Annotated in this window: 11 protein-coding genes; all 11 read left to right on the top strand. The window is 50.9% G+C overall.

Going from position 1 to position 12,616, the window contains the following annotated elements; translation table 11 throughout:
• The first annotated feature begins 145 nt into the window (after positions 1-145).
• The 11 genes from sucC to fliF all read left to right on the top strand — a co-directional run bounded on the left by sucC (position 146) and on the right by fliF (position 12,615).
• Positions 146-1,306, top strand: coding sequence for an ADP-forming succinate--CoA ligase subunit beta (gene sucC / locus PUR_RS15750; RefSeq protein WP_179036066.1), 1,161 nt, complete (start codon positions 146-148; stop codon positions 1,304-1,306).
• A 57-nt stretch (positions 1,307-1,363) separates the two neighbouring features.
• The gene (sucD, locus tag PUR_RS15745) at positions 1,364-2,293 is read left to right on the top strand and encodes a succinate--CoA ligase subunit alpha (protein ID WP_179036065.1); all 930 of its coding nucleotides are present in this window, start codon (positions 1,364-1,366) and stop codon (positions 2,291-2,293) included.
• Positions 2,294-2,557: 264 nt separating this feature from the next.
• Entirely contained in the window at positions 2,558-3,676 is a 1,119-nt protein-coding gene (gene dprA / locus PUR_RS15740) for a DNA-processing protein DprA (RefSeq protein ID WP_179036064.1), read from the top strand.
• A 95-nt stretch (positions 3,677-3,771) separates the two neighbouring features.
• Positions 3,772-5,871: a type I DNA topoisomerase gene (topA, locus tag PUR_RS15735; protein WP_179036063.1), complete on the top strand. Its 2,100-nt coding sequence runs from the start codon at positions 3,772-3,774 to the stop codon at positions 5,869-5,871.
• A gap of 107 nt (positions 5,872-5,978) precedes the next feature.
• On the top strand, positions 5,979-7,349 hold the full coding sequence (gene trmFO, locus PUR_RS15730; protein ID WP_232101526.1) for an FADH(2)-oxidizing methylenetetrahydrofolate--tRNA-(uracil(54)-C(5))-methyltransferase TrmFO: 1,371 nt from the start codon (positions 5,979-5,981) through the stop codon (positions 7,347-7,349).
• Between the two features lie 43 nt (positions 7,350-7,392).
• Positions 7,393-7,941 carry an ATP-dependent protease subunit HslV gene (gene hslV / locus PUR_RS15725; RefSeq protein WP_124693772.1) on the top strand — a complete coding sequence of 183 codons (549 nt, stop codon included), beginning with the start codon at positions 7,393-7,395 and terminating at the stop codon, positions 7,939-7,941.
• A gap of 28 nt (positions 7,942-7,969) precedes the next feature.
• Positions 7,970-9,373, top strand: a complete 1,404-nt coding sequence (hslU, locus tag PUR_RS15720) for an ATP-dependent protease ATPase subunit HslU (protein ID WP_179036061.1) — start codon at positions 7,970-7,972, stop codon at positions 9,371-9,373.
• Positions 9,374-9,753: 380 nt separating this feature from the next.
• Positions 9,754-10,161, top strand: coding sequence for a flagellar basal body rod protein FlgB (gene flgB / locus PUR_RS15715; protein WP_179036060.1), 408 nt, complete (start codon positions 9,754-9,756; stop codon positions 10,159-10,161).
• Positions 10,162-10,167: 6 nt separating this feature from the next.
• Positions 10,168-10,614, top strand: coding sequence for a flagellar basal body rod protein FlgC (gene flgC, locus PUR_RS15710; RefSeq protein ID WP_179036059.1), 447 nt, complete (start codon positions 10,168-10,170; stop codon positions 10,612-10,614).
• A 69-nt stretch (positions 10,615-10,683) separates the two neighbouring features.
• Positions 10,684-10,995, top strand: a complete 312-nt coding sequence (fliE, locus tag PUR_RS15705; protein ID WP_379309926.1) for a flagellar hook-basal body complex protein FliE — start codon at positions 10,684-10,686, stop codon at positions 10,993-10,995.
• Between the two features lie 33 nt (positions 10,996-11,028).
• Positions 11,029-12,615, top strand: a complete 1,587-nt coding sequence (fliF, locus tag PUR_RS15700) for a flagellar basal-body MS-ring/collar protein FliF (protein WP_179036058.1) — start codon at positions 11,029-11,031, stop codon at positions 12,613-12,615.
• The last annotated feature ends 1 nt before the right edge of the window (position 12,616 follow it).

Raw genomic sequence — 12,616 nt, 5'->3', positions numbered from 1 at the left:
AAAACATGGTACAATATTCTGGGTTTCCTCATTCGGGAATACAGAGTACAATACCGATCCGAACCCGGGCCCAGCTTCAATCAAAATGGAAGCGGAAATTCTGCAGGCTGCCTGCAAATTCCGCTCACTTTAGGAGGCTTCCGGAATGAATATCCACGAGTATCAGGGAAAAGAAGTGCTCAAAAGTTACGGCGTCGCCGTACCGAACGGAAAAGTGGCTTTTACAGTGGATGAAGCGGTAGCCGCGGCCGAGGAGCTGAAAGGTTCCGTCGCCGTTGTTAAAGCCCAGATTCATGCAGGCGGCAGAGGAAAAGCCGGAGGCGTCAAGGTTGCGAAGGATGTGGATGAAGTCCGCGCATTTGCCGGAGAGATTCTTGGCAAGACACTGGTGACGCACCAGACGGGTCCGGAAGGTAAGCTGGTGAGACGGCTGCTTATTGAAGAAGGCTGTCAGATCGTCAAGGAGTATTATATCGGGCTTGTTGTCGACCGCGGGTCGGGACGTGTCGTGCTGATGGGCTCCGAAGAGGGCGGAACCGAAATCGAAGAGGTGGCGGCTCGGCATCCCGAGAAGATTTTCAAAGAGATTATTGATCCTGCGGTAGGACTTCAGGTCTTTCAGGCGCGCAGGCTGGCCTACCATATTTCCATACCTAATGAGCTGATCGGTAAATCGGTCAAGTTTATGCAAGCGCTATATTCGGCTTTTATGGATAAAGATTGTTCGATTGCCGAAATCAATCCGCTGGTTGTTACGGCGGACGGTAACGTGCTGGCGCTGGACGCCAAGCTGAATTTCGACTCCAATGCGCTGTTTCGGCACAAGGATATTCAGGCATTGCGCGATCTGGACGAGGAGGACGAGAAGGAAATCGAAGCCTCCAAATACGATCTTAGCTACATTGCGCTTGATGGTAATATCGGGTGTATGGTTAACGGCGCAGGGCTGGCGATGGCTACGATGGATATTATCAAATATTACGGAGGCGAGCCGGCGAACTTTCTTGATGTCGGGGGCGGCGCAACAGCGGAGAAAGTGACGGAAGCGTTTAAAATCATTTTGTCCGACGCCAAGGTAAAGGGGATTCTCATTAATATCTTCGGCGGTATCATGCGCTGCGATGTGATTGCCAGCGGAGTTGTGGAAGCGGCGAGTCAGCTCGGTTTGACCAAACCGCTCGTTGTCCGTCTTGAAGGCACCAACGTGGAGCTTGGCAAAAAGACTTTGTCCGGGTCCGGTTTGAACATCGTTTCGGCGGATTCGATGGCAGACGGAGCCCGTAAAATTGTTTCTCTTGTGCAGTAACGGCGGATCGGCCGCGGTTACCCGTATTTTACAATTAGGAATAGGATGTGAACGCGCATGAGCATTCTTGTCGATAAAAATACGAAGGTCATCACACAGGGAATCACGGGCTCGACGGGCTTGTTCCACACCAAAGGTGCGCTGGAATACGGCACGCAAATGGTTGGCGGCGTTACGCCGGGCAAGGGAGGCACGTCGATTGACATAACCCTGGAAGACGGCAAAACCGTAAGTCTGCCCATCTTTAACACGGTTGCAGACGCCAAAAAGGCGACAGGCGCGACCGCCAGTGTTATTTATGTGCCGCCCGCTTTTGCCGCTGATTCGATTATGGAGGCGGTGGAAGCCGAGCTGGAGCTCGTCATCTGCATTACGGAAGGCATTCCTGTCCTCGACATGGTCAAGGTGAAGCGTTACATGGAAGGCCGCTCCACCGTGCTGATTGGTCCGAACTGTCCAGGTGTCATCACGCCGGGAGAGTGCAAAATCGGCATAATGCCGGGCTATATTCATATGCCGGGGTATGTCGGGGTCGTATCACGCAGCGGAACGCTTACGTATGAAGCGGTTCATCAGCTAACAACCCGCGGCATAGGGCAGTCAACGGCGGTCGGAATCGGAGGTGATCCGGTCAAGGGTTCGGAATTTATCGATATCCTGAAACGGTTCAATGAAGATCCACGTACGAAGGCGGTCATCATGATCGGCGAAATCGGCGGGACCGCCGAAGAGGAAGCCGCCAGATGGATTCGCGATCATATGACCAAGCCGGTCGTCGGATTTATTGGCGGAACGACCGCTCCTCCGGGCAAGCGCATGGGCCATGCCGGCGCGATCATTTCGGGCGGAAAAGGAACGGCAGGCGAGAAGATCGCCGTACTGGAAGCTTGCGGCATCAAGGTTGCTCCGACGCCTGCCGAGATGGGTTCTACGCTGGTGAGCGTGCTGGAAGAACAGGGCATCCTCCACACTTGCACGACGCATTAGTAATTTTAAGGTGTACACAGTCATTTGATTTCAGGGCAAAACAGGACTTCCGGCAGCCGCCCGATTGTGTATAATAATAACAAAGGTAAGCAACCTTTTATTCTCTCGCGGGAATAAAGGGTTGCTTTTTTGCGTTTGCGCCCTCTGCTGCAGCATGTTCTAGGAGATACTCTTTTGGGCTTCGCCCGGAACAGCTTGCAATTGCGCTGCGCATGACACAAAATAGGAAGGCGTGTGCCTTCTATTAAAAGGGAGAGCCTATTTATGAATAATCGGGATGTATTATTCGGTTTGCATGAAGTGGAAGGCATCGGCTGGAAGAGTATCGACAAAATATGCAAGGCGGGATTTTTGTCGGAAAAGGCGTTTGATTGTAAGCCGGAGGATTGGGAAAGGATCGGTCTGACACCAGGAATGTCAACTAAGCTGGCGGATGTTTTGACCCGGGATTGGGTAAAGCTTCGGCGATCCATAATGGAATCAGCCCGTGTATCGATGATTACCGTGTTCGACGACCGGTATCCCGATTTGCTAAGAGAAACTCCCCAGCCTCCATGGGTTTTGTACTACCGGGGGCGGGTTGATCTGCTGCAAGGACCCGGCATTGCGATGGTTGGGACGCGCGTTCCAACGGCGTACGGCCGCAAGGTCGGAACCGTTCTCGCCGAAGAGTTGGCCGCAAGCGGCTTAACCGTTATCAGCGGATTGGCCCGGGGGATCGACAGTATCTGTCATGAAGCCGCGGTGGGTCAATCCGGCGGAACCGTAGCCGTCATGGCCACCGGCATGGACAAAATATATCCTCCGGAAAATCGCGAACTGCTGGGGCGCATTTCACGCGAAGGTTTGGTGGTCACCGAATATCCGATCGGCACCAAAAGCCATCCCGGCCTGTTTCCCCAGCGCAACCGGATTATCGCCGGACTTGCCCTCGGCACGGTAGTCGTTGAAGCCGACAGCCGGAGTGGTTCCCTGATTACGGCGGATGCCGCCCTTGAAGCAGGCAGAGATGTTTTTGCCGTTCCCGGACCGATTACTTCCCCCAAAAGCAGAGGAGCGCTGGAACTGATTAAACAGGGAGCGGCTCTTGTAACGAGTGCAGCCGATATTAAAGCGGAATATGCCTCTTTTCTTCCTCAAAGTGGGAATACACCGTCAAATCTAGAGGTTAACAACGAAGGTTACGGCGGCCTATGCGTCGAAAAGAATTTGACAAGTGACGAGTCCCGCCTATACCATATACTGCATCAGGGCCCATGTTCCCTGGATGAGCTACTGGAGAAAAGCGGTTTGGATTTTGGACATTTGCATTCCGTTCTGTTATCTTTAATCATAAAAAAAGCGGTAACATCCTTACCTGGAGCAGTATATAAGATTATATAACAATAGAAGTATAAGGTTTTAGCGTATTCTTCCGAGCGAGTTTTGTTAAGGAATTCATGAAGAGTATGCTACAAAACTTTTAGGAGGACGATTCTGTGGCTGATTCTTTGGTCATTGTCGAGTCGCCTGCAAAGGCGAAGACCATCGGCAAATATTTGGGCAGCAAATATATTGTAAAGGCATCTATGGGACATGTTCGCGACCTGCCCAAAAGCCAGATTGGTGTGGAGGTCGAGAATGACTTTAATCCCAAATATATTACCATCCGCGGCAAAGGCTCGGTGCTCAAAGAGCTGAAAGACGCGAGCAAAAAAGTGAAAAAAGTCTATCTGGCGGCTGACCCGGACCGCGAAGGAGAGGCAATCGCCTGGCATTTGGCGCATGCGCTGGATCTGGACAATACGCAGGACTGCCGTGTCGTGTTCAACGAAATTACGAAGCAGGCCGTGAAGGATGCTTTCAAATCCCCGCGCAAAATCAATATGGATCTGGTCAACGCCCAGCAGGCGCGGCGAATACTAGACAGGCTCGTCGGTTATAAAATCAGCCCTTTATTATGGAAGAAAGTCAAAAAGGGGTTGTCGGCCGGACGCGTTCAGTCAGTTGCCGTTAAAATCATTATGGACCGTGAGAATGAAATCTCAGCGTTCGTGCCTGAGGAATACTGGACCATTACGGCTAAACTCGGTATCCGGGATTCCATATTCGACGCCAAGTTTCACAGATTAAATGGTGAGAAAAAGGAACTTGGACGCGAAAGCGACGTACAAGAAGTATTAAAGGCGATTGAAGGCGCAGATTTTATTGTCAACGAAGTGAAGGAAAAAGAAAGACAGCGCCATCCGTCGGCGCCATTCACAACGAGCTCCCTTCAGCAGGAGGCGGCGCGCAAGCTCGGATTCCGGGCAGCCAAGACCATGTCCGTCGCCCAGCAGCTGTATGAGGGTGTGGAGCTTGGAAAAGAAGGCACTGTCGGTCTGATTACGTATATGCGTACCGACTCCACCCGGATTTCCGCGACTGCGCAGGAAGAAGCGAAGGAACTGATATCCGGAAAGTACGGGGAGAACTTTTTGCCGGAAACACCGCGTCAATACTCCAAGAAGGCCGCTGGAGCCCAGGATGCGCATGAAGCGATCCGGCCAACCTCGGCACTGCGCGAGCCTGACACCGTCAAGGAATTTACAAGCCGCGACCAGTTCCGGCTGTATAAGCTGATCTGGGAACGCTTCGTGTCGAGCCAAATGGCTTCGGCACTGCTGGATACGCTGTCCGTTGACATTGCGGTTGGCAAAGCCATGTTCCGCGCCGTCGGTTCAAAGGTGTCTTTCCCCGGCTTTATGAAGGTCTATGTGGAAGGCAACGATGACGGTACGACGGAGGAAGAGAAATATTTGCCGCAGCTTCAGGCGGGCGATAAGCTGGTCAAGCAGGAAATCGACCCGAAGCAGCATTTTACTCAGCCCCCGCCGCGTTATACGGAGGCGCGTCTTGTCAAGACGCTTGAGGAGCTGGGGATCGGGCGTCCAAGCACTTATGCTCCGACGCTGGAAACGATCCAGAAGCGCGGCTATGTAGCCATTGAAGAGAAAAAATTCATGCCCACCGAGCTAGGAGAACTGGTTATCGAACAAATGGAGCAGTTCTTCCCGGAAATTCTGGATGTGGAATTTACGGCGCATATGGAAGGCGATCTTGACCATGTGGAAGAAGGCGCAGAAGATTGGGTAAAAGTTCTTGCCGAATTTTACAATTCCTTCGAGAAGCGTCTTGAAGTGGCCGAAGAGGAAATGAAAGAGATCGAGATCGTGGATGAGGTTTCCGACGAGATTTGCGAGAAATGCGGAAAGCCGCTCGTTTACAAGCTGGGGCGTTTCGGCAAATTCCTGGCCTGTTCCGGATTCCCCGACTGCCGCAATACGAAGCCGATTATCAAAGACATTGGCGTTGGCTGTCCGAAATGCCATGAAGGAAAAGTCGTTGAACGGCGCAGTAAGAAGGGACGCGTTTTTTACGGCTGCGACCGTTATCCCGAGTGCGATTTTGTCTCTTGGGATAAACCGTCTTCCAAACCGTGTCCGGAGTGCGGTACCTGGATGATCGAGAAACGGAATAAGCAAGGTGTTCGGCTGCAGTGTACGTCATGCGATCATACCGAGAATCTGGAAGACAATGAAGAAGAAGCTGCGGAATAATCCCACCCAATAAATTAAGGCTTGTCATCGAAGCCTGGTAAGGTTACATCATGTGTACCGAATAGTGTATGAATTCAGCAAGAAAGACTTATGGAGGTTGTATGAAGTTGACGGATACAGTAAAACAGACAGCGGGCGGTCCCCAGCCGGTAACGGTAATCGGAGCGGGGCTTGCGGGGAGCGAGGCGGCCTGGCAGATTGCATCGCGAGGAGTGCCGGTAAAATTATATGAAATGCGTCCGGTCGTTAAGACGCCGGCCCATCATACGGATAAGTTCGCCGAACTCGTATGCAGCAACTCGCTGCGGGCCAACGGACTTGGCAATGCGGTCGGCGTCCTGAAAGAGGAGATGCGGCGGCTCGGCTCACTGGTCCTCGGATCGGCCGATAAGCATGCCGTACCGGCTGGAGGCGCGCTTGCCGTAGACCGCGACGGATTCTCCGGCGAAATTACGGCGGCGCTGCACGGACATCCGCTTGTTGAGGTTATAAATGAAGAATTGGCGCATATACCGGAGGAAGGGATTGTCGTGATCGCGAGCGGACCGCTAACGTCTCCGGCGCTATCTTCCGAGATCAAAGCGCTGCTGGGTGAAGAGTATTTTTACTTCTACGATGCGGCGGCTCCGATTGTCGAGAAGGATTCGATCGATATGAGCAAGGTATACCTGGCTTCCAGGTATGATAAAGGCGAAGCGGCCTATCTCAACTGCCCGATGACGGAAGAGGAATTCGACGTCTTCTACGATGCGCTTATTTCTGCGGAAACGGCGGCGCTCAAAGATTTTGAGAAGGAGATTTACTTTGAAGGCTGCATGCCGATCGAGATTATGATGAAACGCGGCAAGCAGACGGCCCTGTTTGGCCCGATGAAGCCGGTCGGCCTTGTCAATCCCCATACGGGCAAGCTACCTTTTGCCGTCGTTCAGCTTCGTCAGGACAATGCAGCCGGAACGCTATATAATCTGGTAGGGTTTCAAACCCATTTGAAGTGGGGAGAGCAAAAGCGGGTCTTTTCACTGATTCCGGGTCTTGAGAATTCGGAATACGTCCGTTACGGCGTCATGCATCGCAATACGTTTATCAATTCGCCGAAGCTGCTGCATCCGACCTATCAGATGAAAGGGCGCGAGCGACTGCTTTTCGCGGGCCAGATGACGGGTGTGGAAGGCTATGTCGAATCTGCGGCCTCGGGAATGATAGCCGGCATGAATGCCGCCAGAATCGCTCTGGGCGAAGAACCTCTTGTTTTTCCGGAGGATACCGTTCTGGGAAGTATGCCTGCGTACATTACATCTGCCGATCCCAAGCATTTTCAGCCGATGAACGCAAATTTCGGTCTGTTGCCGAAGCCTGAACGCAGAATCCGCAACAAAAAGGAAAAAAATGAGCTTCTTGCCCATCGTGCATTGGACAGTCTTGCCGGATTCGCAGAACGCATGGATCTGACCCACAACATCGGTTCCGGGTCTCTGTAGAGGCCCGAACATTTTTGAGAGCATGATTAAAGGAGGCGAGAGCATGATTCCGAGCTTTCACGCAACGACCATCTGCGCCGTGCGGCATAATGGCGAAGCGGCCATCGCAGGCGACGGACAGGTTACCTTTGGAGAAAATGTCATCATGAAGACAACCGCCAAAAAAGTGCGGAGATTATACAGAGGGCAGGTCATCGCCGGATTCGCCGGATCGGTTGCTGACGCGATTACCCTGTTTGAGAAGTTTGAAGGCAAGCTGGAAGAACATCACGGCAATTTGCAGCGCGCGGCGGTAGAGCTGGCCAAGGATTGGCGCCAGGACCGCGTCCTGCGCAAGCTGGAGGCGCTGATGATCGTCATGGATAAGAACGGCATGCTGCTCATATCCGGCGGCGGCGAGATTATCGAGCCGGACGACGATGTGCTTGCGATCGGCTCCGGAGGGAATTTTGCCCTGGCTTCCGCCCGGGCACTGAAACGACATGCCAAAGATCTCGGTGCGGCGGATATCGCAAAGGAAGCGCTTACTATCGCTTCAGAGATTTGTGTCTATACCAATTCCAATATTATCGTTGAACAATTGCAGGCTTAATGCCCGCCAGAGAAGTGGAGGAATGGAGATGGCGAATCAATCGCTTACGCCCCGGCAAATCGTAGCCGAACTGGATAAGTATATCGTCGGACAGAAGCAGGCCAAGAAATCAATGGCGGTCGCACTGCGGAACCGTTACCGGCGCGGCAAGCTGTCCGAAGAACTGCGCGACGAAATCGTGCCGAAGAATATCTTGATGATCGGGCCTACCGGTGTGGGCAAGACCGAAATTGCCAGACGCCTTGCGAAGCTGGTGAATGCTCCGTTCGTCAAAGTGGAAGCGACTAAATTTACCGAAGTCGGATATGTGGGACGCGATGTGGAATCCATGGTGCGCGATCTCGTAGAAACCGCGATCCGGATGGTTAAGCTTGAGCGCACAGAGAAGGTAAAGGACCGGGCGGAAGAGCTGGCCAATGAGCGGATTGTGCGCATCCTCGCTCCTTCCGGCTCCAAGAATAAAGCCCAGCGCAATCCGTTCGAGATGCTGTTTGGCGGAAATGGCGGCCAGGAGGAAGAGAAATCCGAAGATACGGACGGAGACGCCTCTTTAAGTGAACGCCGCCGGGGAATCCGGTTCAAGCTGCTGGCAGGACAACTGGAAGACGATATTATTGAGGTCGATGTCGAAGATACCACTCCGACCATGCTGGATATGTTCGCAGGACAGGGCAACGACCAGATGGGTATGAATATGCAGGAGATGTTCGGAAGCCTTCTGCCGAAGCGGACCAAGAAGCGCAAGCTTCCAATCCGGGAGGCCCGTAAAGTGCTGATTCAGGATGAGGCGAACAAGCTGATCGATATGGACGACGTTATTCAGGAATCCGTCGCGCGCGCGGAACAATCCGGCATTATTTTTATCGATGAGATCGACAAAGTGGCAAGCCAAGGCAAAGGGGCTGGTCCGGATGTATCCCGGGAGGGTGTGCAAAGGGATATTTTGCCGATCGTCGAAGGATCTACCGTAATGACGAAATACGGCCCCGTGAAGACCGATTATGTACTGTTCGTGGCCGCTGGTGCATTTCACGTCGCCAAACCGTCCGATCTGATCCCTGAACTTCAGGGGCGCTTCCCCATTCGGGTTGAATTAAGCAGCCTGTCCCTTGAAGATTTCGTATCGATATTGAAGGAACCGAAAAATGCGCTGACCAAACAGTATATCCATCTACTCGCAACCGAAGATATTGAGGTAGAGTTTACAAACGACGCCATTTACGAAATTGCGAAAATTGCCGCGACAGTCAACCAAAATATGGAGAATATTGGGGCGAGACGCCTGCACACTATTTTGGAGAAGCTGCTGGAAGATTTATCGTTTGAAGCCCCCGAGCTGACACTGGATAAAATGGTCATCACGCCTGAGTACGTCCGTGAGAAGCTGGCAAGCATTGCCCAAGATCGGGATCTGAGTCAATACATCTTGTAACTTCCTTTGAATGGAAAATTTCTAGGTAAGAAGTAACAGTTACCTGCCCGAATTAACCTAAAATAAGGAAAATTACGGGACAATCTGAAGGCGAAAGAAAAAAATGGATGGTAAAATGTAAAAATATGCATAAAAAACACGAAAAGTCCTCTCTTTTTTAAAAAGATAGGGCTATTTTCTTATTGTAATAATATTCAGATTCTAAGAGAATCAATATATGTAATAATTACCTCTTTTATGTCTCAATCTGTCGATCATAAAGTCCCGGTTATTTTTACGGGAAAGATCGCTTTTTTTATCAAAATTTGTCGACTGGAGAAGGATTTCAGAAAAAGTTGTGGAATTCTTTTCATTATGATAGCTTTGGAAGGGGGAAAATCATGGGATTGCTTAACAGTATCAGTTTCCAAAGATTGCAAAAGGGCATTGATGCCGCCACCATGCGACAAAACGCGCTGGCCAATAACGTGGCTAATGTGGATACGCCGGGATTCAAGCGCTCCGATGTCTCTTTCGAGAGCTTTCTGCGCGAACAGGAGAACGGACTCCAACCTTCGCTTGGCGCCAAAGTGACGAACCCACGTCATATTCAGTTCGGATCGGCAGGTTCTATTCCCGCCCCGGTCATTCAGACCGACGAGAACACATCTATGAACAACAACAGAAACAATGTCGATATTGACCGCGAGATGGCGCTCAGCGCCGAGAACCAGCTTCGTTACAGTTCTTATGTTCAACTGCTGAGCAGCCAGATTTCGATGATGCGGACGGCGACCGAAGGGAGATAAAGAGGTATGAATTTTGGCAGCAGTTTTGGAATCAGCGCTTCGGCACTGACCGCACAGCGGCTTAGAATGGATGTAATTTCATCTAATATAGCGAATGCGGAAACGACAAGGGCGTCGGTTGTTGACGGCAAAGCGGTGCCGTACCGGCGCAAGCTTGTGATGCTCGAATCTGCGCGGAATGACAGTTTTTCTAATATTCTGAATTCCAAAATGAACGGAGGATCGGAAGGTGTTCGCGTTCAAGCGATCATAGAAGATTCCTCGCCGCTCAAGCCAGTTTATAATCCAACCCACCCCGATGCGGACGCTAACGGATATGTGTATATGCCTAATGTGGATATTACGAAGGAAATGGTAGATATGCTTTCCGCATCCCGTTCCTATGAAGCTAATGTAACTATGCTTAACGCAAGCAAATCGATGGTATCCAAGGCGCTTGAGATCGGTAAATAATCTATAAACATACTTCAAGAGCTTGATCAATCCGGCTTACTCTAGGGTTATTTTCAAGGAGGAGAAACGTTGATACAAAATTTCACAATTGGCGCGCAAAGTATTCAGCCGCTTGCAATGAAGACTACGGAGGCCCAATCTTCCGCAGGTCTCTCGGATAGCGTAAAAGGCTTTGGCTCGTATCTTGAGGATGCGCTGAATCAAGTGGCTGCTCAGGAACAAAATGCGAAAGATATGAATAATAAGTTTGTCCTGGGAGAAGTGAATGTGGACGAAGCGATGATCTCTTCACAGCAGGCTTTGCTGAGCTTACAGCTGACCACCCAAGTCCGGAACAAAGTGATTGAAGCCTATCAGGAAATTATGAGAACTCAAATCTAAACAATCTAGCTTAGTTTCGGATGGGGTGACACTGTGAATGAAAGATTCGTCCAGTACAGGGACAGGCTTGTCCAGTATTGGAACAGATTCAGCGTCCGACAGAAGATATTATTCTTTTCGACGCTGTTTATCATTATAATAATTATTGTTGCTGTGACGATGCAGCTTAGCAAGACCCAATATGAGGTTGCATTTCAAGATTTGGACAGTACGGATGCCGCCGGAGTCATAAACTATTTGGAGACATCTGGAGTCAGCTACCGGTTAAGTCCCGACGGTCACAGTATATCCGTACCAAGCACCGATGCGGCCCGTGTTAAGGTGGATATCGGTTCGCAGGGGATTGTTCAGGACGGCTCGATCGGCTTTAAAGTATTTGATCAGAGCTCATCCATGATCGGCACGACGGAGAATGAATTTAACGTTAAGTACAATAACGCTCTGAACGGGGAAGTAGAACAGCTTTTGCGCAGAATGCAGGGTGTCAAGGACGCTAAAGTTCTCGTCAATTTGCCTAAGGAGACCGTGTTCGCCACCCAGGATGATCAGGAGAAAGCCTCGGCATCCGTGGTGCTGAGCTTCAAGCCGGGCTTCAGACCGAGTCAGGATAATATTGACGGCTATTTCAATCTGGTGAAGACGGCTGTTCCGAATTTGCCTGTTGACAATATTACGATCACGAATAACGAGACCGAGCTATACCCTACGGCAAAAGGCGGACAAGGCGGAGTATCCAGCCAAATTGAAGAAAACTTCGCCCTTCAAAAGAAATTTGAAGATGAAGTGAAAAAGAACGTCAAGGCGTTTCTTAGTACTCTTACAGGACCCGATAAAGTTGATGTGCTCGTCTTTTCCAAGCTGAACTTTGATAAAGAGAACCGGAAAGAAGACATTGTCACACCTGTTGATACCGAAAATATGAGAGGGATCGAAATCAGTTCCCAAATAATAAGCAATACGTACTCGGGACAAGGCAGTACGAACGGTGGGGTTGCGGGAACCGGAGAGGGTGACGTGCAGGGGTATCCAAGCAGTACGAACTCCGGAAACACTTCATCCGAGGAGTCTTCAGAGACAAGGAATTATGAAGTGAACAGAATCACCAAAGATATCATTGCAAGTCCATATACTGTTAAAGACTTAACCATTAATGTAGCGGTTGAACCACCCAACGGGCAAAATTCTTTGGATCAACCCACTTCGGACGCCATTCGCAACATTCTGGTTAATATTGTCAGAGCTTCCCTTGCCGATTCGGGGATTAACTATACTGACGCTGATTTAAGTAAAAAAGTTTCCGTCTACTCGCAGCCTTTCGGCACACAAACGCCTGCCGAGGCTTCGGGAGGACTGGCATCATGGATGATATGGGCTATCGCAGCGGGGGCGGCACTCGTTGGCGGCGGAGTTGGATATCTTATCTATCGGCGCCGCCGCAATAATGCGGAGGAAGAAGATGAAGAGGTGCCGCTTCAGGCGCCTACCGAGTATCCGTCCATTAACCTGGACAGCGTAACGAACGAGAGTCAAGTGCGCAAGCAGCTGGAAAGCCTGGCCAAGAAAAAGCCGGACGAGTTCGTAAATCTGCTGCGCACCTGGCTTGCAGACGAACAGAGGTGAA

The sequence above is a fragment of the Paenibacillus sp. URB8-2 genome, from assembly GCF_013393385.1.
In the GTDB taxonomy this organism is placed as follows: Bacteria; Bacillota; Bacilli; order Paenibacillales; family Paenibacillaceae; genus Paenibacillus_AQ.
This window is presented reverse-complemented; position numbering and strand designations above follow the sequence as displayed.

What these genes read in the sequence shown, in the direction of transcription:
- sucC (WP_179036066.1), top strand. Translation starts at nt 146, where the DNA reads ATGAATATCCACGAGTATCAGGGAAAAGAAGTGCTCAAAAGTTACGGC.
- sucD (WP_179036065.1), top strand. Translation starts at nt 1,364, where the DNA reads ATGAGCATTCTTGTCGATAAAAATACGAAGGTCATCACACAGGGAATC.
- dprA (WP_179036064.1), top strand. Translation starts at nt 2,558, where the DNA reads ATGAATAATCGGGATGTATTATTCGGTTTGCATGAAGTGGAAGGCATC.
- hslV (WP_124693772.1), top strand. Translation starts at nt 7,393, where the DNA reads ATGATTCCGAGCTTTCACGCAACGACCATCTGCGCCGTGCGGCATAAT.
- hslU (WP_179036061.1), top strand. Translation starts at nt 7,970, where the DNA reads ATGGCGAATCAATCGCTTACGCCCCGGCAAATCGTAGCCGAACTGGAT.
- flgB (WP_179036060.1), top strand. Translation starts at nt 9,754, where the DNA reads ATGGGATTGCTTAACAGTATCAGTTTCCAAAGATTGCAAAAGGGCATT.
- flgC (WP_179036059.1), top strand. Translation starts at nt 10,168, where the DNA reads ATGAATTTTGGCAGCAGTTTTGGAATCAGCGCTTCGGCACTGACCGCA.